Annotated in this window: 26 protein-coding genes and 1 riboswitch; of the genes, 19 read left to right on the top strand and 7 right to left on the bottom strand. The window is 62.1% G+C overall.

What is annotated here, in order from left to right; genetic code table 11:
- The first annotated feature begins 218 nt into the window (after nt 1-218).
- The 3 genes from C4K39_RS31445 (at nt 219) to C4K39_RS31435 (ending at nt 2221) form a co-directional block, all read left to right on the top strand.
- Nucleotides 219-839, top strand: coding sequence for a C40 family peptidase (locus tag C4K39_RS31445; protein ID WP_068587494.1), 621 nt, complete (start codon nt 219-221; stop codon nt 837-839).
- Between the two features lie 164 nt (nt 840-1003).
- On the top strand, nt 1004-1537 hold the full coding sequence (locus C4K39_RS31440) for a C40 family peptidase (RefSeq protein ID WP_068587492.1): 534 nt from the start codon (nt 1004-1006) through the stop codon (nt 1535-1537).
- 21 nt (nt 1538-1558) lie between these two features.
- Nucleotides 1559-2221, top strand: coding sequence for an O-methyltransferase (locus C4K39_RS31435; protein WP_124348303.1), 663 nt, complete (start codon nt 1559-1561; stop codon nt 2219-2221).
- 2 nt (nt 2222-2223) lie between these two features.
- Here the strand turns inward: C4K39_RS31435 and C4K39_RS31430 are convergent, their stop codons facing one another.
- Together C4K39_RS31430 and C4K39_RS31425 are read right to left on the bottom strand one after the other, a co-directional pair.
- On the bottom strand, nt 2224-3540 hold the full coding sequence (locus C4K39_RS31430) for a PQQ-dependent sugar dehydrogenase (protein WP_068587574.1): 1317 nt from the start codon (nt 3538-3540) through the stop codon (nt 2224-2226).
- A 69-nt stretch (nt 3541-3609) separates the two neighbouring features.
- Complete coding sequence (locus C4K39_RS31425) at nt 3610-4191, bottom strand: hypothetical protein (RefSeq protein ID WP_068587488.1); 582 nt, start codon at nt 4189-4191, stop codon at nt 3610-3612.
- A 169-nt stretch (nt 4192-4360) separates the two neighbouring features.
- Nucleotides 4361-4595: riboswitch (cobalamin riboswitch) on the top strand.
- 81 nt (nt 4596-4676) lie between these two features.
- Here C4K39_RS31425 and cobO point away from each other — a divergent pair.
- From cobO to C4K39_RS31360, 14 genes are all read left to right on the top strand, one after another.
- Nucleotides 4677-5288, top strand: coding sequence for a cob(I)yrinic acid a,c-diamide adenosyltransferase (cobO, locus tag C4K39_RS31420; RefSeq protein ID WP_124348302.1), 612 nt, complete (start codon nt 4677-4679; stop codon nt 5286-5288).
- A gap of 10 nt (nt 5289-5298) precedes the next feature.
- Nucleotides 5299-6633 (top strand): cobyrinic acid a,c-diamide synthase CobB, encoded by a 1335-nt coding sequence (locus C4K39_RS31415; RefSeq protein ID WP_068587484.1) that lies wholly within the window; start codon nt 5299-5301, stop codon nt 6631-6633.
- Nucleotides 6626-7276, top strand: coding sequence for a 5,6-dimethylbenzimidazole synthase (bluB, locus tag C4K39_RS31410; protein WP_068587482.1), 651 nt, complete (start codon nt 6626-6628; stop codon nt 7274-7276). Before C4K39_RS31415 ends, bluB begins: the two co-directional genes overlap by 8 nt.
- Nucleotides 7273-8181 (top strand): adenosylcobinamide-phosphate synthase CbiB, encoded by a 909-nt coding sequence (gene cbiB, locus C4K39_RS31405; RefSeq protein WP_068587480.1) that lies wholly within the window; start codon nt 7273-7275, stop codon nt 8179-8181. The genes bluB and cbiB overlap by 4 nt, the downstream gene beginning before the upstream one ends.
- Nucleotides 8174-9166, top strand: coding sequence for a threonine-phosphate decarboxylase CobD (cobD, locus tag C4K39_RS31400; RefSeq protein WP_124348301.1), 993 nt, complete (start codon nt 8174-8176; stop codon nt 9164-9166). Before cbiB ends, cobD begins: the two co-directional genes overlap by 8 nt.
- Entirely contained in the window at nt 9163-10614 is a 1452-nt protein-coding gene (locus C4K39_RS31395; protein ID WP_124348300.1) for a cobyric acid synthase, read from the top strand. Before cobD ends, C4K39_RS31395 begins: the two co-directional genes overlap by 4 nt.
- 40 nt (nt 10615-10654) lie before the next feature.
- The gene (gene cobU, locus C4K39_RS31390) at nt 10655-11176 is read left to right on the top strand and encodes a bifunctional adenosylcobinamide kinase/adenosylcobinamide-phosphate guanylyltransferase (RefSeq protein WP_124348299.1); all 522 of its coding nucleotides are present in this window, start codon (nt 10655-10657) and stop codon (nt 11174-11176) included.
- Nucleotides 11173-12228, top strand: coding sequence for a nicotinate-nucleotide--dimethylbenzimidazole phosphoribosyltransferase (cobT, locus tag C4K39_RS31385; RefSeq protein WP_124348298.1), 1056 nt, complete (start codon nt 11173-11175; stop codon nt 12226-12228). The genes cobU and cobT overlap by 4 nt, the downstream gene beginning before the upstream one ends.
- The gene (cobC, locus tag C4K39_RS31380; protein ID WP_124348297.1) at nt 12225-12800 is read left to right on the top strand and encodes an alpha-ribazole phosphatase family protein; all 576 of its coding nucleotides are present in this window, start codon (nt 12225-12227) and stop codon (nt 12798-12800) included. The genes cobT and cobC overlap by 4 nt, the downstream gene beginning before the upstream one ends.
- Before the next feature lies 1 nt (nt 12801).
- Nucleotides 12802-13533: an adenosylcobinamide-GDP ribazoletransferase gene (locus C4K39_RS31375; protein ID WP_124348296.1), complete on the top strand. Its 732-nt coding sequence runs from the start codon at nt 12802-12804 to the stop codon at nt 13531-13533.
- Nucleotides 13534-13603: 70 nt separating this feature from the next.
- Nucleotides 13604-14008, top strand: coding sequence for a MarR family winged helix-turn-helix transcriptional regulator (locus C4K39_RS31370; RefSeq protein ID WP_068587466.1), 405 nt, complete (start codon nt 13604-13606; stop codon nt 14006-14008).
- Between the two features lie 51 nt (nt 14009-14059).
- Nucleotides 14060-15262, top strand: coding sequence for an MFS transporter (locus tag C4K39_RS31365; RefSeq protein ID WP_068587464.1), 1203 nt, complete (start codon nt 14060-14062; stop codon nt 15260-15262).
- Nucleotides 15259-15381: a DUF4307 domain-containing protein gene (locus tag C4K39_RS31730; RefSeq protein WP_217884148.1), complete on the top strand. Its 123-nt coding sequence runs from the start codon at nt 15259-15261 to the stop codon at nt 15379-15381. Before C4K39_RS31365 ends, C4K39_RS31730 begins: the two co-directional genes overlap by 4 nt.
- Before the next feature lie 55 nt (nt 15382-15436).
- Nucleotides 15437-15988, top strand: coding sequence for a glutathione peroxidase (locus C4K39_RS31360; protein WP_124348295.1), 552 nt, complete (start codon nt 15437-15439; stop codon nt 15986-15988).
- A gap of 73 nt (nt 15989-16061) precedes the next feature.
- Here the strand turns inward: C4K39_RS31360 and C4K39_RS31355 are convergent, their stop codons facing one another.
- The 3 genes from C4K39_RS31355 to C4K39_RS31345 all read right to left on the bottom strand — a co-directional run bounded on the left by C4K39_RS31355 (nt 16062) and on the right by C4K39_RS31345 (nt 18465).
- A complete protein-coding gene (locus tag C4K39_RS31355; protein ID WP_124348294.1) occupies nt 16062-17342 on the bottom strand; it encodes an OmpP1/FadL family transporter in 1281 nt (426 codons plus the stop codon).
- Nucleotides 17343-17486: 144 nt separating this feature from the next.
- Entirely contained in the window at nt 17487-17969 is a 483-nt protein-coding gene (locus C4K39_RS31350) for a hypothetical protein (protein WP_068587458.1), read from the bottom strand.
- A gap of 271 nt (nt 17970-18240) precedes the next feature.
- A complete protein-coding gene (locus C4K39_RS31345) occupies nt 18241-18465 on the bottom strand; it encodes a hypothetical protein (RefSeq protein WP_068587457.1) in 225 nt (74 codons plus the stop codon).
- Nucleotides 18466-19330: 865 nt separating this feature from the next.
- Here C4K39_RS31345 and C4K39_RS31340 point away from each other — a divergent pair.
- Both C4K39_RS31340 and C4K39_RS31335 read left to right on the top strand, forming a co-directional pair.
- On the top strand, nt 19331-19654 hold the full coding sequence (locus C4K39_RS31340; protein ID WP_083236069.1) for an SEL1-like repeat protein: 324 nt from the start codon (nt 19331-19333) through the stop codon (nt 19652-19654).
- Between the two features lie 205 nt (nt 19655-19859).
- A complete protein-coding gene (locus C4K39_RS31335) occupies nt 19860-21197 on the top strand; it encodes a DNA recombination protein RmuC (RefSeq protein ID WP_176719821.1) in 1338 nt (445 codons plus the stop codon).
- Nucleotides 21198-21205: 8 nt separating this feature from the next.
- Here C4K39_RS31335 and C4K39_RS31330 read toward each other — a convergent pair whose 3' ends face one another.
- Together C4K39_RS31330 and C4K39_RS31325 are read right to left on the bottom strand one after the other, a co-directional pair.
- Nucleotides 21206-24679, bottom strand: a complete 3474-nt coding sequence (locus tag C4K39_RS31330) for a hybrid sensor histidine kinase/response regulator (RefSeq protein ID WP_068587451.1) — start codon at nt 24677-24679, stop codon at nt 21206-21208.
- Nucleotides 24680-24796: 117 nt separating this feature from the next.
- Entirely contained in the window at nt 24797-25369 is a 573-nt protein-coding gene (locus C4K39_RS31325) for a TetR/AcrR family transcriptional regulator (RefSeq protein ID WP_124348292.1), read from the bottom strand.
- Nucleotides 25370-25393 lie beyond the last annotated feature (24 nt).

Raw genomic sequence — 25393 nt, 5'->3', positions numbered from 1 at the left:
CGATGGTTTTCCAGTCATCCTGTGGGGTTCGGGCATAATTCAGGCGCCAGAAAACGCGCCTTTGGAAGGGCTTCCAAGGGCGGGTGCGGCTTAAATGGGCTTAAAGCCTTAGATGTACGCAAGAAACTCATAAGTCACATTCTGATCGATTGAATTTGCAAATGAGAGCGATAGAAGGCATAGTCGCTACTTCTTTTATTCAAGCCACGGTCGTGCCCATGCTAAATCGCTTCGCACCCCTCGTGCCTCTCGCACTCGTTACCCTGTTGTTTGGTTGCGCTTCCCATACTCCGGTGTCGCAGCAACAAGTCGTACAGCAGGCTCAAGTCACTACCAAGAACCAGTCTTCCGCTGTTTACCAGGAAGAGCTGGCAACTGAAAAGGAACTGGCAGAATTCGCTGACAGCAAGCCTTATCAGTTGCCAGTTCTGGCTGACAGCATTCTCGAGCGCGGCATGTCCCTGATCGGTACCCGCTACCGTTTCGGCGGGACCTCCGAAGCTGGCTTCGATTGCAGTGGGTTCATTGGTTATCTGTTTCGTGAAGAGGCAGGCATGAATCTGCCTCGCTCCACTCGCGAAATGATCAACGTCAAGGCTCCCCTGGTTGCGCGCAACAACCTCAAGCCGGGTGATCTGCTGTTCTTCAGCACCAATGGCCGCGGACGTGTCAGCCATGCCGGTATCTACCTGGGGGATGATCAGTTTATTCACTCCAGCAGCCGTCGTAGCGGTGGCGTGCGGGTCGACAGCCTGGGTGACAGCTACTGGAGCAAGACCTTCATTGAAGCCAAGCGCGCACTCGCCATGGCTCCGACCGTAGTCACCGCGCGTAAATAAGCAGACTATTTGTAGGGCGAAGTTAAAGTCTTACTTGAAGTTTGGTGCGTAGGCGCTAGAATCCTGATCTATTGTTGAAACAAACCGCGTAAGCCTCGCTTACGCGGTTTTGTTTTCAGTACCACGGCAGAGAAAGCCGCATCCCGATCAGGATTGTTCAGCTTATGTCGACCTCGGCCCGTATCGCTCTCATCGTCCTCGCCGCGCTGCTCAGCGCTTGTGCCAGCCGTACTCCGCCTCCTGCGCCCGTGGTACGTGCTCCGGTATTCAATTCCTCCCAAACCTTTTCTCCGGTTGCCGAAGATGTGCTGTTTCGTGCCTTGGGCCTGGTGGGTACGCCTTATCGCTGGGGCGGCAATACCCCTGACTCAGGTTTCGATTGCAGTGGGCTGATCGGTTATGTGTACCGTGATGCCGCTGGTATCTCGCTGCCGCGCTCGACTCGCGAGATGATTGGCATGCAGGCCCCGGATGTGGGCAAGAACGCGCTGCAAACCGGTGACCTGATCTTCTTCGCCACCAATGGCGGCTCCCAGGTCAGCCATGCGGGGATCTATGTCGGCGAAGGACGTTTCGTGCATGCCCCGGCCACTGGCGGCACAGTGAAGCTCGACAGCCTGTCCAAGGCCTACTGGCAGAAAGCCTACCTGAGCGCCAAGCGCGTGCTACAGCCGGAACACCTGGCGCACAACCCATAATCATTTCTTGTCGAGGTGTTCGTGACTGCCCGTACGCTCAATCTCGACGATGCCCTCTATCAGTACCTGCTGGACGTTTCCCTGCGTGAAACGCCATTGCTGCGCCGCCTGCGGGATGAAACCCAAGTCTTGCCCACTGCGCGCTGGCAGGTTGCGCCGGAGCAGGGGCAATTCCTCGCCCTGTTGATCAAGCTGATCGGTGCTCGCCGGGTACTGGAAGTTGGCACCTTCACTGGCTATAGCGCCTTGTGCATGGCCCAAGCGTTACCTGAGGATGGTTCGCTGGTCTGTTGTGATCTTCCTGGTGACTACAACGCCACTGCCCGCCGTTACTGGCAGGAGGCTGGAGTCGAGCAGCGTATCGATCTACGCCTGGCGCCTGCCCTGGAAACCCTGGCCAGCCTGGAGCAACAGGGGCAGGGTGATTCTTTCGACCTGATCTTCATCGATGCCGACAAGGCCAATTACCCGGCTTACCTGGAGTCCGCGCTGCGCTTGCTGCGTACTGCAGGGTTGGTCGTGTTCGATAACACCTTGTGGAGTGGGCGGGTGTTGGAGGTGGCTCCTGCCAGCGAGGATACCCGGGCCATCCAGGCGCTCAATCGTGCCCTCAAGGATGACCCGCGTATCGATCTGTCGTTGCTGCCCCTGGGGGATGGCCTGACCCTATGTCGCAAGCGCTGAGCTCAGGGTTTCTTGGCAGTGCTCACGCGCCAGATCTTGTTGCCGACGTCATCGGCGACCAGCAGGGCCCCTTGCTGGTCGATCACCACTCCCACCGGTCGCCCCATGGCGTTCTTGTCAGCATCTAGAAAGCCGCTGAGCAGGTCGATCGGCTGTCCTTGGGGCTTGCCGCCGCTGAACGGTACGAAGATCACCTTGTAGCCGCTATGGGGCTTACGGTTCCAGGAACCGTGCTGGCCGATGAAGGCGCCTTCGGTGAAGGGGGCGGGAAGCTTGCTGCCTTCGGCGAAGGCCAGCCCCAGCGAGGCGGTATGCGGCCCTACGGCGTAGTCCGGGGCGATGGCCTTGGCCACGAGCGCCGGGTCCTGGGGCTTGACCCGCACATCCACGTGCTGGCCGTAGTAGCTGAAGGGCCAGCCGTAGAAAGCGCCATCCTTGACCGAGGTGATGTAGTCGGGTACCAGGTCGCTGCCGATCTCGTCCCGCTCGTTCACCGCTGTCCAGAGCGCTCCGCTCACTGGTTCCCAGGCCAGGCCGTTGGGGTTGCGCAGGCCGGTGGCGAACAGTCGGTGCTGGCCACTGGCACGGTCCACTTCCCAGATCGCCGCCCGGCCTTCTTCCTTGTCCAGGCCGTTTTCGCCGACGTTGCTGTTCGAGCCGGTGGTCACGTACAGCTTGCTGCCGTCCTTGCTGGCGATGACGTTCTTGGTCCAGTGGTGATTCAGCGTGCCGCCAGGTAGGTCGAGCACTTTGATGGCGCTGGCGTTGATCCTGGTGTCACCGTTCTGGTAGGGAAAGCGCAGCAACTTGTCGGTGTCGGCCACATACAGGTCGTTGCCCACCAGGGTCATGCCGAAGGGCGAGTTGAGGTTTTCCAGGAATACGCTGCGAGTCTCCGCCACACCGTCATGATCGGCATCGCGCAGCAAGGTGATGCGATTGGCGCTGGGAACGGTGGCGCCGGCGCGCTCCATCACCTTGCCGGCTACCCAGCCGCGAAGGCCCTGGCTGTCGTCCGGCTTGGGCGGGGCATTGGTTTCTGCCACCAGGACGTCCCCATTAGGCAGGACATAGAGCCAGCGTGGATGGTCGAGGTTCTCGGCGAAGGCGTTGACCTGGGTGCCGCTGGCGGCCTGGGGTTTGGTTCCCTGGGGCCAGCCGACGGCCGGGGCGATGTTCAGCGTGGGAATCAGCGTGGGATTGGGTTCCGGCAGCTTGGGGGTTGGGCCGGTTCCATCCGCGACCTGAAGGCTGGAGGTTTCGCCGCAGGCGGCGAGGCCAGCGGCGATGATGAGCAAGGTATGGCGTGGCTTGAGCATGTTGATGTCCCTATGGATGCGCGAACGTTCAATCATAGAGAGGCATGGACGGGCCTGGGTTCCTTGTACTCAGCGGGCTTCCTTGAACAGTACGGCTATTCCGGGGTGATACTGGCCAGCCTCGTTGTGTAGTTTGCGATACGCATAGGGGAAATACCAGGCCACGGCGCAGCAGTGTTCCTTCTGCAGATCGTCAAGCATGTCCTGCAGCTCTTCGGGAGTAGCACTGTGCTGTGCCTTTTGAGGGGCGACGAACAGGCAGCCAAGCTTCAGGTCGCTGGCGTAGCTGATCGCCTTCGCCTCATTGGCGATATCCAGCAGTGCCTGGGTCAGGTTCAGGCTGTTGACTCGTGGCCAGCGCTGGGTGGCCTGGATGTAGGCGCGTTCTTCCTTGGTGGCCAGGTACAGGCCGGTACGAGCGTTGCGTGCACCTTCTTCAAGCTGCTTCTTGCTGGGGCTGTGTTCGAGGGTCACCATCTCGGCCATCCAGGCCGCAGCGGAGAGCAGGCCCAGGTTGGCCTGTTCGTCGAACCAGTAAGGGGTTTCGTTATCGCCGCGGACCGCGTTGTAGCGGTCAATGCAATCGAACCAGCGCTCCAGCATCGGACGCAGGAATTCCAGCCTTGGATTGCTGATGATCATGCCTTGCATCGAACTCACCCCTTATTGTTGTGTGACGGGACGTCATGTCCTGAAAGTGGCTATTTGATATCACTCCCTCCAGTGTGGCACAAGATTGGCGTCAGTTTGTTGATGCAGTGCAGTTTTGTGCAGGATGTGGCGGGCCGCTTCAATTGACGCTCCATTCTCAACCCTCTAACCTTCGCGACTTGTTTCAGGTGCTCTGTGGCCACAGGTCGATAGAGTGAAACAGGGAAGCCGGTCAGGGTCCTCTCCAGCCATGGAGCAGGCGACGATTCCGGCGCTGCCCCCGCAACGGTAGGTGAGTCAAGATTGCGCAAGTGCCACTGTGTCGAAGCAGGCATGGGAAGGCGCGCAGTCCGGCAGCGATGCCGCTCATGAGCCCGGAGACCGGCCTGACTCATCCAACGGCATCACGGTGGGCGATGCCAGGCTTGTGCCGTCTATTCCTGTTCCTGCCCCCAGTTCCCCCAGCCCCAACGGAGAGCTGTCCCATGAGTGAATCCTTCGAGCGTGACGAACGTCACCTGGCGCGCATGCTGCGCAAAAAAGCGGTGATCGACGAGCGTATCGCCAACTCCCCCAATGAGTGCGGGCTGTTGCTGGTGCTGACTGGCAACGGCAAGGGTAAGAGCAGTTCGGCCTTTGGCATGCTGGCACGGTCCATGGGGCACGGCATGCGGTGTGGCGTGGTGCAGTTCATCAAGGGTCGCAACAGTACCGGTGAGGAACTGTTTTTCAGGCGTTTCCCCGAGCAGGTGCGGTTTCATGTAATGGGTGAGGGTTTCACCTGGGAGACCCAGGATCGCCAGCGTGATATCGCCGCCGCCGAAGCCGCCTGGGCGGTATCCCGGGAGTTGCTGAGCGATCCAGAGATCGGCCTGGTGGTGCTCGATGAGCTGAACATCGCCCTCAAGCATGGCTACCTGGACCTGGATCAGGTGCTCAGCGACCTGCAAGCCCGTCCGCCGATGCAGCATGTGGTGGTGACAGGGCGCGGGGCCAAGCCGGAAATGATCGAGTTGGCCGACACCGTCACCGAGATGGGCATGCTCAAGCATGCCTTCCAGGCCGGTATCAAGGCGCAGAAAGGCATCGAGCTGTGAGCGTGAACCCATGAATGATGTTCGTCATTGCCCGGCGGTATTGATCGCCGCACCGGCATCCGGCCAGGGCAAGACTACCGTGACCGCCGCCCTGGCGCGCCTGCACCGCAACCAGGGGCGCAAAGTGCGGGTCTTCAAGTGCGGGCCGGATTTCCTCGACCCGATGATTCTCGAGCGTGCCAGTGGTGCCCCGGTGTACCAGCTGGACATGTGGATGGTGGGTGAGCAGGAGAGCCGCCGCCTATTGTGGGAAGCCGCGGGCGAGGCCGACCTGATCCTGATCGAGGGGGTCATGGGGCTGTTCGACGGCACGCCCTCCAGCGCCGACCTGGCACGGCATTTTGGAGTACCGGTGCTGGGGGTGATCGACGGTACCGCCATGGCCCAGACCTTTGGTGCCCTGGCCTTGGGCCTGGCGCGCTACCAGCCGGACCTGCCATTTGCCGGGGTGCTGGCCAATCGTGTCGGCACCTTGCGCCATGCGCAGTTGCTCGAAGGCAGCCTCACCGAAGGGTTGCGCTGGTATGGCGCGCTGTCCCGGGAGACGGATATCGAACTGCCCAGTCGCCATCTGGGGCTGGTGCAAGCCAACGAGCTCAATGACCTGGACTTGCGCCTGGATGCCGCCGCCGAGGCGCTGGCCAGCAGTTGCCAGGTAGCGCTACCGCCTGCCGTCGGCTTTGCCGCCCCCGTTCCGACAATGTGTGAACCACTGCTCGAGGGTGTACGCATTGCCGTGGCACGGGATGAGGCATTTGCCTTTACCTATGGCGCCAACCTGGACTTGCTGCGAGCCATGGGGGCGCAGTTGAGCTTCTTTTCACCGATCCACGACCGCGAGCTGCCTGAGGCCGACAGCCTGTACCTACCGGGCGGTTACCCCGAATTGCATCACCAGGCGCTGGAGCGCAACAGTGCGATGCTGGCGGCTATTCGTGCTCATCATGGCGCTGGCAAGCCCTTGCTCGCCGAGTGTGGCGGGATGTTGTACTTGCTGGATTCCCTGGTCGATGTCCAGGGCCAGCGAGCCGAGCTGCTGGGCCTGCTCCCCGGCGAAGCGGTGATGCAGAAGCGTCTGGCTGCCCTGGCCTTGCAAGCGGTGGACCTGCCGGAGGGTAGCCTGCGAGGCCATACCTACCATCATTCCCTGACCAGTACCGAGCTTGCGCCTATCGCCCGGGGCTCCAGTCCCAACGGTGGCCGTGGTGCCGAGGCGGTCTATCGGGTCGGGAGAATGACGGCCTCCTATGTGCATTTCTACTTTCCATCCAATCCTGCGGCGGTGGCCGCGTTGTTCGCTCCGAAGCGAGAGGTTGATGTAGCTGGGGGCGTCACGGGTGACTGAACAGGCTTTTTCCTCGCTCGAGCGCGAGGCGGTCTATCGGGCCATTGCCGAGCGTCGCGACATGCGCCATTTCGCCGGCGGCAGCGTCGCTCCCGAGCTGTTGCAGCGCTTGCTGACGGCAGCCCACCAGGCGCCGAGCGTGGGGCTGATGCAGCCTTGGCGTTTCATCCGCATCAGCGACCGCGTGCTGCGGGGGCAGATCCAGCAATTGGTGGAAGAGGAGCGAGTGCGCACCGCCGAGGCCCTGGGGGAGCGTTCCGACGAGTTCATGAGGCTCAAGGTCGAAGGCATCAACGATTGCGCCGAGCTTTTGGTGGCCGCGTTGATGGACGGCCGCGAGCGGCATGTCTTCGGTCGGCGGACCCTGCCGGAGATGGACCTGGCGTCCTTGTCCTGCGCGATCCAGAACCTGTGGCTGGCGGCGCGTAGCGAAGGCCTGGGAATGGGCTGGGTATCGCTGTTCGAGCCCCAGGCGCTAGCCGACTTGCTGGGCTTGCCGGAGGGGGCCAAGCCCCTGGCCGTGTTGTGCCTGGGGCCGGTCACCGAGTTCTACCCGGCGCCAATGCTGGCCCTGGAAGGCTGGGCACAGCCGCGGCCGTTGAATGAATTGTTGTATGAAAACCGCTGGGGAGTAAGCCAATGAGCGTGGCATTGCTGAGTGTCGCCGGGGTGGCACTGGATGCGTTGCTGGGCGAGCCCAGGCGCTGGCATCCACTGGTGGCGTTCGGGCGCCTGGCGGATCGGATCGAGCAGCGTTTCAACGCTGCCGGAAGAGGCTGGCGCAGTCATGGTGTCACTGCCTGGGTGCTGGCCGTCCTGCCCCTGACGCTATTGGCCACGGCGTTGTCCTGGTTGCCCTATATCGGCTGGCTAGTGGAGATCCTGGCGTTGTACTGCGCCCTGGGGCTGCGCAGCCTTGGCGAGCATGTCGAGCCCGTGGCCCAGGCGCTGCGCAGCGATGACCTGGACGAAGCTCGGCGCCGGGTAGGGTATCTGGTGAGCCGCCAGACCAGCGAGCTGGACGCCACCGCCGTGGCTCGGGCAGCGACCGAATCGGTGCTGGAAAACGGTAGCGATGCGGTGTTCGCCGCCTTGTTCTGGTTCGCTGTGGCGGGTGTGCCGGGAGTGGTGCTCTATCGACTGAGCAACACCCTGGATGCAATGTGGGGTTATCGCAACGAGCGCTTCGAGCGCTTCGGCTGGGCAGCCGCACGGATCGACGATCTGCTCAACTATGTGCCGGCGCGCCTGGTGGCCCTGACTTATGCCTTGCTGGGCAAGACCCGCCTGGCGTTCAAGTGCTGGTACCGCCAAGGGCCCACCTGGGACAGTCCCAATGCGGGCCCGGTGATGGCGGCTGGCGCCGGCGCCCTGGGCGTCGAGCTGGGGGGCGCGGCGATCTATCATGGTCAGTTGCATCAACGCCCACAGTTGGGCGAGGGCGAGCCGGCAAGTGCCGGTTCCATCGATCGTGGCTGGCAACTGGTGCAGCGAGGCGTTTGGCTCTGGTTGCTGATTCTTTGCCTGGGGGCTGAATTCTATGCTTGAGCACGGTGGGCGGTTACGCAAGGCAGCCCTGGAGCAGGGTATTCCTGAAGAGGACTGGCTTGACCTGTCCAGTGGCCTGGCGCCCTGGCCGTTTCCATTGCCGCAGATACCGCTGCGTGCATGGGCGCGCCTGCCAGAGACCGACGATGGCCTGGAGCAGGCGGCCTGCGAGTACTACGGCGCCAGGGAGGTGCTGCCGGTAGCGGGCTCTCAGGCTGCGATCCAATTGCTGCCGCGTTTGCGACGTACGGGCAAGGTCGGGGTGTTGTCGCCCTGTTATGCCGAGCATGCGCAAGCCTGGCGCCGCGCCGGGTACCGGGTTCGCGAGGTGCTGGAGCAGGAGGTGGACTTCTTTCTCGACAGCCTCGACGTGCTGGTGGTGGTCAATCCCAACAATCCCACGGGCCTGAGCCTGCCCCCGGAGCGCCTGCTGGAGTGGCACGGGCGCCTGGCCCAGCGCGGTGGCTGGCTGGTGGTGGACGAAGCCTTCATGGACAACACCCCCGAGCTGAGCCTGGCCGGTCATGCCCACCAGGTGGGGTTGATCGTCCTGCGTTCCTTCGGCAAGTTCTTCGGCCTGGCTGGTGTGCGGCTGGGGTTTGTCCTGGCCGAGCACCGGTTGCTCAAGCTACTGGCCGAACAGGTCGGGCCCTGGGCTGTCAGTGGACCAACCCGGGTGCTGGGCCAGGCCTGTCTGCAAGATGTCGCCGGGCATGCCCGCCAGCGCCAGCGCAGCGAAGTGGCCAGCCAGCGGTTGGTGGACGTCCTGGAGCGCCATGGTTTCAAGCCCCAGGGTGGTTGTGCCCTGTTTCAATGGCTGATCACCGCCGAGGCCGAGCGCTTGCATCAGTTCATGGCGCGACAGGGCATTCTGCTGCGCCTGTTCGTCCATAACAGCAGCCTGCGTTTCGGCTTGCCTGCCGAGGAGGCCGATTGGGTGCGCCTGGAGCAGGCGCTGCTGGCCTACCGCAAGGATCACCCATGACAACACTGATGGTGCAAGGCACCACTTCGGATGCCGGCAAGAGCACCCTGGTTACTGCGCTGTGTCGCTGGCTGGTGCGCCAGGGTGTCGGCGTGGTGCCCTTCAAGCCGCAGAACATGGCCCTCAACAGTGCGGTGACCGCCGATGGCGGCGAGATCGGCCGGGCCCAGGCGGTCCAGGCCCAAGCTGCTAACTTGGTGCCTCACACCGACATGAACCCGGTGCTGCTCAAGCCCAATAGCGACACTGGTTCCCAGGTGATCATCCATGGTCGTGCGGTGACCACCATGAATGCCGTGGCCTATCACGACTACAAGTCGATTGCCATGCAGGCGGTGCTGGCCTCCCACGAACGGCTGCGGGCCGCTTACCAGGTGGTGATGGTGGAAGGTGCCGGTTCCCCGGCCGAGATCAACCTGCGGGCCGGGGACATTGCCAATATGGGGTTCGCCGAGGCGGTGGACTGCCCGGTGTTGCTGATCGCCGATATCAATCGTGGCGGTGTGTTCGCCCATTTGGTGGGTACGCTGGAGCTGCTTTCGCCTAGCGAACAGGCCCGGGTCAAGGGCTTCATCATCAACCGCTTTCGGGGCGACATCGCATTGCTGCAACCAGGCCTGGACTGGTTGCAGCAACGCACTGGCAAGCCGGTGCTGGGCGTGTTGCCCTATGTCATGGACTTGCACCTGGAGGCCGAGGACGGTATCGACCAGCGTCAGGCCAGCAAGGTCGAGCAGTTGCTCAAGGTCGTGGTGCCGGTGTTGCCGCGCATCAGCAACCATACCGACTTCGATCCCTTGCGCCTGCATCCCCAGGTGGACCTGCAGTTCATTGGCCCCGGCCAGGCGATTCCCGCGGCAGACCTGATCATTCTTCCTGGTTCCAAGAGCGTGCGCAGCGACCTGGCCTACCTGCGGGCCAATGGTTGGGAGCAGGCGATCTCCCGGCACCTGCGCTATGGCGGCAAGCTTCTGGGGATCTGTGGTGGCCTGCAGATGCTCGGCGAGCAGGTGCACGATCCCCTGGGGCTCGAAGGCGTAGCGGGATCGAGCGCGGGCTTGGGGCTGCTGGCCTTCGAGACCGTGCTCGAAACAGAAAAGCAGTTGCGTAATGTCAGTGGTCGCCTGGTCTTGGAAGACGCGAAGGTCAGCGGCTACGAGATTCACGCCGGAGTCAGCCGTGGGCCTGCCTTGGAGCAAGCGCCTGTGTGGCTCGACGACGGGCGCAGCGATGGCGCCTATAGCGACGACGGGCAGATTATCGGCACTTACCTGCATGGCCTGTTCGAGGTCCCGGCCGCGTGTGGCGCGTTGCTGCGCTGGGCTGGCCTGGAGGATGTGCAAGAGGTGGATTACCACGCCTTGCGCGAGCGCGATATCGAGCGCCTGGCGGACCTGGTGGAGCGCCACCTGGATACCGGCGCGCTACGCCAGCTCTGTCACCTCTAGCCACGCCCATGTTCCGTTTTCTCTTCAAAGGTGCCCAAGCATGTTGCAACTGATCCTCGGCGGTGCCCGCTCCGGCAAGAGTCGCCTGGCTGAAAAGCTGGCCGATGACAGCGCCCTGGCGGTGACTTACATCGCCACCAGCCAGCCACTGGATGGCGAGATGAATCAGCGCATCGTCCATCACCGCGAGCGGCGTCCGGCACATTGGGGGCTGATCGAGGAGCCGCTGGAGTTGGCTCGGGCGCTGCAGCAGGCCGCTGCCGAAGGGCATTGCCTGTTGGTGGATTGCCTGACCCTGTGGCTGACCAACCTGCTGATGCTCGAAGACCAGGCACGCCTGGTCGCCGAGCGCGACGCCCTGCTGCAGTGTGTGGCGACACTGCCGGGCAGCATCATTTTTGTCAGCAACGAGACCGGGATGGGTGTCGTGCCGCTGGGCGAGTTGACTCGCCGCTACGTGGATGAAGCCGGTTGGCTGCATCAAGCTCTGGCCGAGCGTTGTCAGCGTGTGGTGCTGACTGTCGCCGGCCTGCCCCTGACTTTGAAAGGACCCGCGTTATGAGTAATTCCTGGTGGCAGAATCCGTGCAAAGCGATCGATGCCCAAGTGGTCGAGCAGGCGCTGGCGCGTCAGCAGCAACTGACCAAGCCGGCCGGCTCGTTGGGCCAACTGGAGCCACTGGCTGTGCGCCTGGCGGGGCTGCAGGGGCAGCTCAAGCCGAGCCTCGAGCAGCTGTGGATTGCGATTTTCGCCGGTGATCACGGGGTGGTGGCTGAAGGTGTTTCTGCCTATCCGCAGGAAGTCACCGGGCAGATGCTGCTGAACTTTGTCAGTGGCGGCGCGGCTATCAGTGTGCTGGCCCGTCAATTGAGGGCGCAGCTGGAAGTGGTGGACCTCGGGACTATTAATCCCAGCCTGGAGCTGGCCGGGGTGCGTCACCTGAACCTGGGGTCGGGTACGGCGAACTTCCTCATGGGCCCGGCCATGACTCCTGCCCAGGGCGAGCAGGCACTGCAGGCTGGTCGCGACAGCGCGCTGCGTGCTCGCGAACAGGGCGCCCAGTTGTTCATTGGTGGGGAAATGGGCATTGGCAACACCACGGCCGCCAGCGCCATCGCCTGCGCCTTGCTGGGCATTCCGGCTGCGCAACTGGCTGGTCCCGGTACTGGCTTGAACGCCGCTGGGGTCAGCCATAAGGCCCAGGTCATCGAGCGTGCCCTGGCGCTGCATCCGCAGGCTTGCAACGACCCCTTGTACGCATTGTTCAGCCTGGGCGGCTTTGAAATCGCGGCGTTGGCGGGGGCCTATCTGGCTTGTGCCCAGGAGGGTATCGCGGTGCTGGTTGATGGTTTTATCTGCAGCGTTGCCGCGTTGGTGGCTGTGCGCCTGAATCCGGCCTGCCGACCCTGGTTGCTGTTCGCCCATCAGGGCGCCGAGCCGGGGCATCGCCATGTGTTGCAGGTCCTGGAGGCCGACCCCTTGCTGGACCTGGGGCTGCGCCTGGGCGAGGGCAGTGGTGCGGCACTGGCGGTACCTTTGTTGCGCCTGGCTTGCGACCTGCATGGGCAGATGGCGACCTTTGCCGAGGCTGCCGTGGCAGACCGCCCGGCATGATCCTGCACCTGGATCTGTTGCGCCACGGCGAGACCGAGTCGGGAGGTGGCTTGCGTGGCAGCCTGGACGATGCGCTGACCAGCCATGGCTGGCAGCAGATGCACGATGGACTCCAGGGGCGCGGTGAATGGGATTTGGTGGTCAGTTCGCCTTTGCAGCGTTGTGCTCGGTTTGCCGAGCAATTGACCGAGCGTCTGCAATTGCCGCTGGTCCTGGAACCGGACCTGCAAGAGCTGCATTTTGGTGCCTGGGAGGGGTGCAGTGCGGCATCCCTGATGCAGACCGATGCCGAGGCGCTGGGGCGCTTCTGGTCCGATCCCTATGCTTTCACCCCGCCTGAAGGTGAGCCGGTGGAGCGTTTCTCGCAGCGGGTGCTGGCGGCGATCGACCGCCTTTACCTGGCTCACGCCGGTCGACGTGTACTGCTGGTCAGCCATGGCGGCGTGATACGCCTGCTGTTGGCGAGGGCGCGTGGGCTACCTCGTGAACAGCTGTTGAATGTCGAAGTGAGCCATGGCGCCTTTTTCAGCCTGAAGGTGATGGCGGCCGGCTGCTTGAGCGAGGAGGGCTGAGATGCTGCCGTTCTGGATTGCCTTGCAGTTCCTCAGCAGCCTGCCGATCCGCCTGCCAGGCATGCCGCAGCCTAAGGAGCTGGGGCGCTCCCTGTTGTGCTATCCGCTGGTGGGGTTGCTCTTCGGGGTCTTGCTATGGGCGTTGAGTGCCTTGCTCGGTGGAGTCCCGGTATTGCTGCAGGCGGCCCTGCTCCTGGCGGCCTGGGTCTTGCTCAGTGGTGGCTTGCATCTGGATGGGTTGGCGGACAGTGCCGATGCCTGGCTGGGTGGTTTTGGTGATCGCGAGCGTACCCTGAGCATCATGAAGGACCCTCGCAGCGGGCCGATTGCCGTAGTGACCCTGGTACTGGTGCTGTTGCTCAAGTTCACTGCCCTGGTGGTCCTGATCGAACGGCAGCAGGGCTTTGCCCTGCTGCTGGCACCGCTGATCGGGCGTAGCGCCTTGCTTGGGCTGTTCTTATGCACGCCTTATGTGCGTGCCGGTGGCCTGGGGCAGGCCCTGGCTGATCATTTGCCGCGTTTGGCTGGGCGGCAGGTGATGGGCTTGAGCGTGCTGGCCTGCCTGCTGCTAGGGGGTTATAGCGGGCTGTGGGCCCTGCTCATGGCTTTCGCTGCCTTCTGCTGGTTGCGCCATCTGATGCTGCGGCGGCTTGGGGGGACTACTGGAGATACCGCCGGGGCCTTGCTGGAGCTGTTGGAAATGGTGGTTTTGCTGAGCGTGGCTCTGTTTTGAACCACAGTGCGCTGCGGTATTTTTATTGAAAATTATTGCCTTGGATCAGTCGCGGGTATATACACGCATCATGCTTCCCTCTCAATGTTTGTGCACCAACCTGCGGCGCGCCGCCCGTGGCGTCAGCAGGTTCTATGACGGAGCCCTCGATGGCTTCGGGATCAACGTCGCCCAGTATTCCTTGCTGAATAATCTGCTGCGCCTGGACCAGCCAAGCATTTCCAGCCTGGCTGAAGCCATGGGGCTGGATCGCAGTACGCTAGGGCGCAACGTGCGGGTCCTGGAGGCTGCTGGCTTGGTGCGCTTGATGGAGGGTGACGACCAACGCAACCGCCTGGTGCAACTCACCGAGGCCGGGCGTGAGCGGCTGGCCGCGGCCCTGCCGGCCTGGGAGGCTGCCCAGCAGCGACTGATCGATCGCCTGGGGGCGCAGAAGCGTGAAACCCTGTTGGCCTTGCTGAACGAACTGGCTTGATGAGGGTTCGTTCGAATATAAGCGGGTAGCTACCCGTAACGGAGAATAAAAATGTCATCGACGTGGCGTACCAGCAGTTGGGTACTTCTTGGCAGTGCACTGATTCTGGCTTTATCGCTGGGTATCAGGCATGGCTTCGGCCTGTTCCTGCCACCCATGAGTGCGCAATTCGGCTGGGGGCGTGAGGTCTTCGCGTTTGCCATCGCCTTGCAGAACCTGATCTGGGGCCTGGCCCAGCCTTTCACCGGGGCGCTGGCCGACCGTTTCGGGGCGGCGAAGGTGGTGCTCATCGGTGGTGTGCTGTATGCCGTTGGGTTGCTGTTCATGGGGTTGGCGGATTCCCCCCTGTCGCTGTCCCTGAGTGCCGGGTTGTTGATCGGCATCGGCCTGTCCGGTACGTCGTTCTCGGTGATTCTTGGTGTGGTTGGTCGGGCGTTGCCGCCAGAGAAGCGCAGCATGGGCATGGGGCTCGCCAGTGCCGCAGGCTCTTTCGGACAGTTCGCCATGTTGCCCGGAACCCTCGGCCTGATCGGCTGGCTGGGCTGGTCCAGTGCATTGTTGGTGCTGGGCTTGCTGGTTGCGTTGATCGTGCCCTTGGTGAGCATGCTCAAGGACAAACCGCTACCGGTGCTAGGGCACGAGCAAACCTTGGCAGAAGCCCTGCGCGAGGCGTGCTCTCATTCCGGGTTCTGGTTGCTGGCGTTCGGCTTTTTCGTCTGCGGCTTCCAGGTGGTGTTTATCGGTGTGCATCTTCCGGCCTACCTGGTGGACCAGCACCTGCCAGCGACGGTAGGTACTACGGTGCTGGCCTTGATCGGCCTGTTCAACATCTTCGGGACCTATACCGCAGGTTGGCTCGGGGGGCGGATTTCCAAGCCGCGTCTGCTCACGGCCCTCTATCTGCTGCGGGCGGTGGTGATCGTGTTGTTCCTGTGGCTGCCGGTGACCCAGACCAGTGCCTACCTGTTCGGCATGGCCATGGGGTTTCTCTGGCTATCGACCGTGCCCTTGACCAACGGGACGGTGGCCACCTTGTTTGGGGTCAGGAACCTGTCGATGCTTGGCGGTATCGTGTTCCTGTTCCACCAATTGGGTTCTTTCCTGGGGGGCTGGCTGGGAGGCGTGGTGTATGACCGCACAGGCAGCTACGACCTGATCTGGCAGGTGGCGGTCTTGCTCAGCCTGTTGGCTGCTGCCCTCAATTGGCCGGTGCGTGAGCGTCCCGTGGCGCGCTTGCAGGCCAGCGCCGCATGAGGCCCTGGCTCGCTTGGGGCATCGGTCTGGGAGTGGGGACCATCCTGCTGTTGCTGGCCTGGTGGGGTTGGCACCGCGGTGGGTTGGCGTTGATGCAGTTGGGCATGGGCGCTTGCTAGGCGTGTGCAGGGGCGAGTAACTTCAGTGCCTTGCGCTTACTCAAGGACACCGGATATGGCCATGCGCTGGTTTGCTGTTCCAGCTTTGCTCGTGACTCTCGTCGGTTCGACCTGGGCCGCTGATTGCCCTGCACTGCTGCAGGGTTCGTTGCCCAAGCTGCACGCCAAGGAGTCCATCGAGCTGTGCCAGCGCTTTGCCGGCAAGCCGCTGGTGGTGGTCAACACGGCAAGCTTTTGCGGCTTCGCCCCGCAGTTCAAGGGCCTTGAGGCCTTGTACCAGCGATACAAGGACCAAGGGCTGGAAGTGCTGGGAGTACCGTCCAATGACTTCAAGCAGGAAGCCAAGGATGGTGCGCAGACCGCCAAGGTTTGCTATGTCAACTATGGTGTGACGTTCACCATGACCGAGCCGCAGAAGGTCAGGGGCGCAGATGCGGTGCACCTGTTCAAGGCGCTGGCCGAGCAGAGTAGTACGCCGAAGTGGAACTTCTACAAGTACGTGGTGGACCGCCAGGGCAGGGTGATTGCCAATTTCTCCAGCCTGACCAAGCCGGATAACCCGGAGTTCATCGAGGCCGTGGAGAAGGTGCTGGCGTCGGGGTCCTGACGGTCCTGCCTGACCATGAAAAAACCCCGCATTTGCGGGGTTTTTTGTCAAACCAGGAAGCGCCTACAACGGTTTAGAACTTGTAGGTGGCACCCAGGCCATAGCCCCAGGCGCTGTTCTGGTAAGTGGCGCTGTAAGCGTTGCCCTTACCGGTGCGGTTGACATTGACGTCTTCTTCTTTCAGGTAGGACACGGCCACGTCGAAGGTCAGGTCGTCGGTTGGGCTGTACCCGGCACCGAAGCTGATGGCCTTACGATCGCCTGTCGGGATGCGTACGGAGCGATCGGTGTTGTTGGTTGGTGCCTGGTCGACCGACAGGCCGCTGCGCAGTACCCACTCTTTGTTCAGCTTGTAGGAGACACCGATGGCCGAGGCCCAGGTGTCATGCCAGTTCTGTGGCTCGGTAATAGTGCCGACTGGGCCACGAGCGCCACCCAGCAACGCAGGAACACCTTCGTTGTTGACGGTGATGTCTTTCAGGCGGCTCCAGCGGGTCCAGGTGCTACCTGCGTAGACGGTCCATTGGTCGTCCAGCTTCTGGGTGATCGAGAAGTCGACGATTTCTGGAGTAGTGATATCCAGGGAGGCCTTGTAGCGGTTGCCATTGAAAGGACCGAAGCCTGGGCCAGCGATATTGGTATGGCCGTCGAGCTCGTACTTGACCTTGGAATGGTAGGTCAGGCCGAGGCGAGTGGTGTCGGTGGGTTGAACGATGATGCCGATGTTGTAGCCAATGGCGGTGTCATCACCCTTGATCTTCACGCTGCCATCATTACGGCCAAAGGATGCCGGATTTGGGAATGGAGTAGCTGAAGTCAGCTCACCGCTCAGGCGGTTGATCGTTGGGCCGAAACCGATGGATACCATGTCGTTGAAGGCATAGCTGATGGTCGGCTGCAGGGTCACGACTTTGACTACGCTCTTGTCGCCATAGTAGCGGCTGGCAGAGGTAGATTCGTAGTTGGTAACCAGGCCGAAAGGAGCGTAGGCACCCAGGCCGACCGCCCAGCCGTCGCCCAACTGCTTGACGTAGAAGCCCATGGGAACGCTGGTGAATGGCACCATGTCGCCATCGCTGGTGCCGCCAGGTGGGCCACCTTTCACGTTCTTGATATTGGTCTTGGCATCGATTGCCGCTACGCCCACGGTTACTTGGTCGCGCTTGAGCAGGGACATGCCGGCAGGGTTGCCATAGAGGGTGCTTGCATCTTCGGCAGCGGAAGAGCGGCCAGCGAAGCCGGTACCCATGCCGCTGATGCTTTGTTCGTTAAGGGCGAAGCCGCTTGCGAAGATCTGGCTGGATGCCACCGCAACGGCGAGGCCAATGGTGGATTTGAGCATTACTTTTTTCATTATTAGAACTCCTGATGATCACCGAGGCGAAAACTACCAATATTTCTGTCTCGGCGCTATAGGCTGCAATAGTTGATTTAGAGCGGTTTTGTAGGACAATCCGACCAAAATCAGGCTTTTTCTCTGATCTTGTAAAAGTGGTTGTCAGCAGGCGACCTGATTCAGTGGCGAAATGCAGGTTTGCCAGGCGTAGGCGAAATCTCTGAGGCGTCCTTGTGGTTGAAAAGTCTTTCTCCAGATACGGGCCATGCCGAGCAGGTCGTCGGCAGCGGGAAGCGGGGTGTGTTGTTCTTCCACCAGCAGCCAGGCAATGGCCGTGGCATAGCGCAGGTTCACGGTCAGTTCCAGGTGAGGGCCACTGAGAAATGCATGCTGGCTGGCCAGCCCGCGAACCAGGCTGGCGCGTTCCGGGTCCAGTGCCAGGTAGTGGTCCCAGAGGGCGCGGTGGCGGGGTTCGGTGATGCGATACAGGCCATGGCCGCGACGATCGTGCAGGGCCGAGCCCAGCGCGGACTGGCTGGCGGCGATGCCCAATAACAGGGCTTCAGCGGTCTTGCTATGGCTACCCAGGTACATCAGCGTTGGGCGAATGACATAGCGGCACAACTCGCTGGCGGCGATACCCATAAGGCCCTCGAGAATTGAATTGGCCGGCGAAACCTGAAGGTGCTTGGCAGCGAATGAAGGGGATCAGGTTTGCCGGAAGCGGATCGGGCCGCTTGAGTTGAAGTGTAGTGTCATATCTGTGCTGTAAAGGACTGTTTTTAAAATATTTCCGTTCTCTTGTTATATGCCTTATGCCGATTAGTACTTTGATCGCTGCAGCCGACCGATAAATCACAGGCAATAAAAAACCCCGCAGCAGGGCGGGGCTTTTGGGTTTCGGCGTACTGCCGGATCAGGCGACCAGGGCCTGGCGGGTGCGTTCGATCACTGCTTGCAGTGGCTCGGCGCTGGAGTACTGGTCGGGGTACAGGCGTTCGCTGTGGCGAGCGATGCCGTGTTCGTTGACCAGGGTAAAACTAAAGCCGCCTTTGCGGGTTGCCATGATCAGGCAGTTCAATGGTGCAAAAGCGTGGGTTAGGGTGCGAATGGCATCCTGAGTCTGGATTTGAATAGACATATTATTAGGTGTTCCTACAAATGACACGGTTATAGAACCGTGCAACGTTAAAACGTTCCAGTAACGCCGACCGCCAAGGGTCGAGCGAAGAACCTGTCTGGAACAAAGCAGCCAGTTTGCAGCGCTTTGATTACAGTTGCGCTAAGGCTGGCAGGTAGGTACTTAGGAGGTCAGGCAGCACAACAAGGGCTAAGGTTCTGGGCCCAGGGTGGAGATCCTGATCAATTTGCAGGTTGGTTCGGTCAGAGCAGGTGTTTCGCGCTTGGCCTTGGGTTTTATTTCTGGGCCTGGTTAGGTGCGAATCTGCCTGGAAACCAGCGAGATGGTCGGTCCTTGAGGTTCGGTTGCTGCTCGTTTTGGAGCGCTACCGGGGGACTTGTTCGACCAGAATTGACTTTCAGCTTGGTACTAACGGCGGCCATTCTATTGAGTTGAGGGAAACAATGCAAGCGCATTAGGAAAATTCCCCCAAGGTCTAGCGCGAAAGTGTAACCCTACTGGCTCTGGCGTGTACGAAAACGGTGCGTTACCGACGCTAATTGCGGTGCGGTTGTGCACACTTGTTGCGCAGCGTGTCACCCTGTTGTCACCTTCTTCGAAGCATGGCCTATAGCCTGTCTCGAGAATTTAAGTCAATGATAAACATCGCTTTTTTTTACTGGTGAAAAAATCGTCAGTTTGACTGGAAGGCCCGTCTCATGGGGCTTCGCGAGGGTTGTGGAGGGGTTGTCCACTGAGTTATCCACAGCTTCTGTGGATTGTCCCAAGCACTTGCTCTAGGACGGGCGTGCTGGCTCTTTTTGACTTTACCCTGGCGAAAAAAGGAGTAGAGTGGCGCGCCTTTCGATCTGCCCCACAGTGCTTTATGAAGTTTCGCTCAGTATCACCTTCTGTTACCGCTACCCCTGCAAGTGTTACCGAACCCAAGCGTTTCTCCCTGCGTGTCGCCCTGTGGTTGTTGGATAGTCCTCGCCTTGGGCATAGCTCGAGCGTCAAGCACTTCGCCGGACGTTTGCTCAAGCAGCCGGCCCGGGAAGGGGTGGTGGTGGCCCAGAGCCGTTTGGGTCGGTTGATGTGTAGCGAATGTGGCAATGCGCGGGATCGGCGTATCGGCCACGACCTGTTGCGCCAGGCGGCTCGCGCTGGTGACCGTCGTGCTCAACAAGAGCTGGTTCGGATCGAAGACTGATCTGTCCAACCCCTGACTGCTTGGTTAACCTTCATTCCTTATCTTGATGGCAGGAGTCGCTATGGCTATGGACTTGACCAGCATGCTGCTAGGCCTGGCGGGCGCCGCGTTGCCGCTGCTGGCATTGGCCTGGCAACTGCAGCGTCGCGCCAGTTTCAGCCAGGCTGAGCTGGCGCTCCTGGAGGAGCGGCTGGCGACGGCCCAGATGGCCCAGGAAGGGCTGCTGGCGCAACTGGACGCCAGTCGTGATGAAGTCAGCGACCTGAGCCAGGCCAATGGCCTCAAGCAGGCAGAGATGGCCGCCCTGGGACGGGAAGTCGAGTTGTTGCAGATCGAGCGTGATAACGCCCGGGACGCAGCCCATGCCTGGAGCCTGGAGCGTGCGGCCAAGGAGAGTGAGTTGCGGCGCCTGGATGCCCAGGCCGCGTCATTGAGTGCCGAGTTGCGTGAGCAACAGGAAAGCCACCAGCAGCGGCTCATGGACCTGCAAGGCTCCCGGGATGAACTACGGGCACAATTCGCCGAATTGGCGGGCAAGATCTTCGATGAGCGCGAGCAGCGTTTTGCCGAGACCAGCCAACAGCGACTTGGGCAATTGCTGGATCCGCTCAAGGAGCGTATCCAGTCCTTTGAAAAACGCGTGGAGGAGAGTTACCAGGCCGAGGCCCGGGAGCGCTTTTCCCTGGCCAAGGAGCTGGAGCGCCTGCAGCAGTTGAACCTGCGCTTGAGCGATGAGGCCACCAACCTGACTCGTGCCCTCAAGGGGCAGAAAACCCAGGGTAACTGGGGCGAGCTGATTCTCGAGCGGGTGCTGGAGCACGCAGGCCTGGAGAAGGGCCGTGAATACCAGACCCAGGTCAGCCTGAAAGGCCCGGATGGCGAGCGTTTCCAACCCGATGTACTGATCCTGTTGCCGGGCGACAAGCAGGTGGTAGTGGACTCCAAGGTCAGCCTCACCGCCTACCAGCAGTTTGTCGGTAGCGATGATCCGCAGGTTGCCCAGGCTGCCTTGAAGCAGCATGTGCTGTCCCTGCGCAATCATGTCAAAGGCTTGGCCGGCAAGGATTACAAGCGTCTAGAGGGTTTGCACAGCCTTGATTTCGTCCTGCTGTTCGTACCGATCGAAGCGGCATTCTCCGCGGCCTTGCAAGCCGAGCCGAACCTGTTCCAGGAAGCCTTCGACCGGCATATCGTGATCGTCAGTCCGACGACCTTGCTCGCTACCCTGCGGGTGATCGACAGCCTGTGGAAGCAGGAGCGCCAGAGCCAGAATGCCCGGGAGATCGCCGAGCGAGCAGGTTGGCTGTATGACAAGTTCGTACTGTTTATCCAGGACCTGGATGAAGTCGGCAATCGCCTGCAGCAGTTGGACAAGGCTTATGCCGCCGCGCGTAACAAACTGACCGAGGGGCGCGGCAACCTGATCAGTCGTAGCGAGCAGCTCAAGCTGCTAGGCGCCCGTGCCAGCAAGAGCCTGCCGGCGGACTTGCTGGAGCGGGCGATGACCGATGTCGATGGGCAGGAGCTGGAGCTGCCGGAGTAGCTCGCTCCTCACCCCAAGGGTAGATGCCGGCTGAGCAAGGCGCGCAATGCGGCTGGTTTCACCGGTTTGGCCAGGTAGTCCAAGCCGGCGGCGTGTACTTGGGCGACCATCTCCGGGCGCCCGTCGGCGCTGATCACCACCCCGGGCACCGGCTCACCCAACTGGGTACGCAGCCACGCCATGACATCGGTGCCGGTCTCGCCGTTGTCCAGGTGGTAATCCACCAGGGCCAGTTGCGGCCTGATGCCTTCCTTGAGTAGCGCGGCGCATTCATCGCGATTGCGTGCCGTCCAGACTTGGCATCCCCAGCGGCTGAGCAGGCTGTTCATGCCGATCAGGATGCTGTCTTCATTATCCACGCAGAGTACTTGTCCTCCATTGAGCGACTGTCCGTTGAGCTCCGTGGCCTTTCCGGGGGCGATCGCGTTGCTGCGGGCCAGGGGCACGCTGACGCTGAATACGCTGCCCTTGCCAGGCCATGAGCGGACTTGCAGGGGGTGGCCAAGTACCCGGCACAAGCCATCGGCGATGGCCAGGCCCAGGCCCAGGCCTTTTTCGGCGCGGGTCTGGTGGCTGTCCAGGCGCTTGAATTCCTCGAAGATCACCTGCTGCTTGTCCAGGGGAATTCCCGGACCCCGATCCCATACCTCAAGGCTCAGCGAGTCGCCCCGACGACGGGCCCCCAGGAGCACGGGGCCCTTGGCGTAGCGGAAGGCATTGGTCAGGAAGTTCTGCAGGACCCGGCGCAGCAGCTTGCTGTCGCTGTCGATACGCAGGTGGCTGCCGCGCAGGCGGAATTGCAGCCCTTGTTCCTGGGCCAGTGCCTTGAATTCTGCGCCCAGGGTGTCGAACAGCTCATTGAGGACAAAAGGCTTGCGATCCGGGGTGATCTTGCCGTTTTCCAGGCGCGAGATATCCAGCAGGTCGCTGATCAGGTCCTCGGCCGAGCGTAGCGAGCTGTCCAGGTGCTGGACCAGTTGCTGGGCCTCGGCGGACAAGCCGTCTTCCTGATGTGAAAGCGCTGCGGAAAACAGCCGCGCGGCGTTCAATGGTTGCATCAGGTCATGGCTGACGGCAGCCAGGAATCGTGTCTTGGACTGGTTGGCCATCTCTGCGGTGCCCTTGGCCTCGATCAGCGCGGCATTGAGTTGCGACAGCTCATGGGTGCGCTCCGCCACCCTTTGCTCCAGGCCTTCGTTGGCTTCGGTCAGGGCCTGCTCGGCTTCGCGAAACGGGGTGATGTCGGTGAAGCTCATGACGAAGCCGCCACCGGGCATTGGGTTGCCGATCAGTTCGATCACCCGGCCGTTGGGGAACAGTCGCTCCGACGTGTGGGCCCGTCCCTGGCGCATCCAGTGCAGGCGTCGGGCCACATGGACCTCCGCTTCGCCGGGCCCGCACAGGCCTCGCTCGGCATTGTGGCGAATGATGTCGGCGATCGGCCGGCCGACGCTGATCAGGCCTTCGGGATAATTGAACAGTTCGAGGTAGCGACGATTCCAGGCCACCAGCTTCAGGGATTGGTCCACCACGCTGATGCCCTGGGTGATGTTCTCGATCGCCCCTTGCAGCAGGGCGCGGTTGAACTGCAGGACCTCGGAGGCTTCGTCGGCGATACGCACCACGTCCTCGAGCTGCATGTCCCGCCCCTCGATGGCGGCCTTGACCACTGCCCGGGTCGAAGAAGCGCCCAATACACCAGCCAGCAGGCGCTCGGTATGGGCGATCCACTCACCGTCGGCATTCTGGTTGGGGTTGAAGCCCTTGCCTTGGCGGTAGGCGAAGCGAATGAAGCTCTGTCGGGCGCGCTCCTCACCGACAAAACGCGCGGCCAGTTTCAGCAGGTCATCGATCTGGACGGCCAGCATCGAGCGAGAGCTCAGGCGGCTGCTGATTTCCTGGCCGATGAAGCGCCCAGCCTGCCAATGCTCCGAAACCCGGGTGCGCGACAGTACCGAAACCCAGGCGAACAGGGTGAAGTTGCCTGCCAGGGACAGCACCACGCCCTGGGTCAGCGGCGTGATCGGCAGGTTCAGGGGGTTGCCGTGCAGCCAGGCCAGCCCCGGGAAGCTGCTCAGGGACCAGCCCAGGCTATGGGCGGCGATGGGCAGTACCAGGGTATAGAACCAGATGAAGGTACCCGCGGCGAGGCCGGCGAACACACCGCGACGGTTGGCCTGTTTCCAGTACAGCGCGCCGACCATGGCCGGCGCCAGCTGGGTCACCGCGGCGAAGGCGATCTGGCCGATGGTGGCCAGGCTGGCGGTGGAGCCGAGCAAGCGATAGCTGACATAAGCCAGCAGCAGGATGGCGACGATGCTCACCCGGCGCACCGAGAGCATCCAGTGGCGGAACACCTCGAAAGGGCGTTCGGCGTTCTTGTGCCGCAGCAGCCAGGGCAGCAGCATGTCATTGGAGACCATGGTCGAGAGCGCCACGCTGGCGACGATCACCATGCCGGTGGCGGCTGATGCACCACCGATGAAGGCCAGCAGGGCCAGGGCTGGATGGGCCTGGGCCAGGGGCAGGCTGATGACGAAGGAGTCCGGCAGCACGCTGCTGGGCAGGAGCATCTGCCCGGCCAGGGCGATGGGCACCACGAACAGCGCAGCCAGGGCCAGATAGGCCGGGAACACCCACTTGGCCAGGCGCAGGTCCTGGGGTTCGATGTTTTCCACCACGGTGACGTGGAACTGGCGGGGCAGGCAGATGATCGCCATCATCGCCACCCCGGTCTGCACCACCATCGATGGCCAGTTGATGGTTTCTTCCCAGTACTGCTCCAGGCGCGGCGCCAGCATGGCCTGGTTGAACAGGTCGTCGAAGCCGTCGTACAGGCCGAAGGTCACGAAGACCCCAACGGCGAGGAAGGCAAACAGCTTGACCAGGGACTCGAAGGCAATCGCCAGCACCATGCCCCGGTGGTGTTCGGTGGCGTCCAGGTTGCGGGTGCCGAAGACGATAGTGAACAGGGCCAGGATCAGCGACACGATCAGCGCCGTGTCCTGGGCCCGCGTGCCCATGGTGTCGGCCCCGGCGCCGATCAGCAGGTTGACCCCGAGCACGATGCCCTTGAGCTGCAGGGCGATGTAGGGCAGTACGCCCACCAGGCAGATCAGCGCGACAACTACCGCCAGGGACTGGGATTTGCCATAGCGTGCGGCGATGAAGTCGGCGATCGAGGTGATGTTCTCCTGCTTGCTGATCATCACCATCTTCTGCAGCACCCAGGGTGCGAAGACCAGCAGCAGGATCGGCCCCAGGTAGATCGGCAGGAAGGCCCAGAGTTGCTCGGTGGCCTGGCCCACGGCGCCAAAGAAGGTCCAGCTGGTGCAATAGACCGCCAGTGAAAGGCTATATACCCAGGCCCGTACGCGTGGTGGAAGGGGCGCACTGCGCCGATCGCCATAGAAGGCGATGGCGAACATGATGGCCATATAGGCCAGGGCAACGGCGGCAATCAGCCCGCTGGACAACGACATGGGAACTCCGGAACGAAAACACCGGGCACATCATCCCGGCCAGACAGTCTGGCACGATGTCGGGTCCTCGTCAGTGTCGACCATGGTATCGGCGCGGCCTGATGTCGCAGGGGCGCTTCAGTTTGTCCGGGAGTGGGGCTCGGGCGCCGGTAGCAGGGCGATGTCGACCAGTTCGTGGAGTTCCTCGACCTTGAGGGGGGCGGCGGCGAACAGGATGCGAAACACCGTGGGCGCCACGACCAGGTTCAGCAGTCGGTCCACGTCCGGCAAGGGGGCGGAGCTGCTCCGATAACGGTCGAGGATGATCCGCAACTGGCCACTGAGGATGGTCGCGCAATAACCTGGGGTGGCGCTGCATTGGACGTCACGCATCATGTTGCGCCCGGGCTCGGAGCTCATCTCGTCCAGGTATTGTTCGGCCCAGGCCAGCAGGTCGCCGCGCAGGTTGCCGGTGTTGGCCGGTTCGCTGTCCGGGCGCATGTGGGCCAGGGCGACGTCGGCGAGCAAGGTCGCCAGGTCGCCCCAGCGCCGGTAGATGGTCGAGGGGGTGACGCCGGCGCGAGTGGCGATCAGCGGGACGGTCAGCGTTGAGCGTTCCTGTTCTTCAAGAAGCTCGCGCACTGCTCGATGGATGGATTCCTGGACCCGGGCGCTGCGACCGCCTGGGCGTAAACCTTCTTTAATAGCCATGGGGTCGAACCTTAACACAAAGAA

This window comes from Pseudomonas sessilinigenes, assembly GCF_003850565.1.
Classification (GTDB): Bacteria; Pseudomonadota; Gammaproteobacteria; order Pseudomonadales; family Pseudomonadaceae; genus Aquipseudomonas; species Aquipseudomonas sessilinigenes.
Note: the sequence above shows the minus strand (reverse complement) of the source record. Positions and strands in the feature narration are given on the sequence as shown.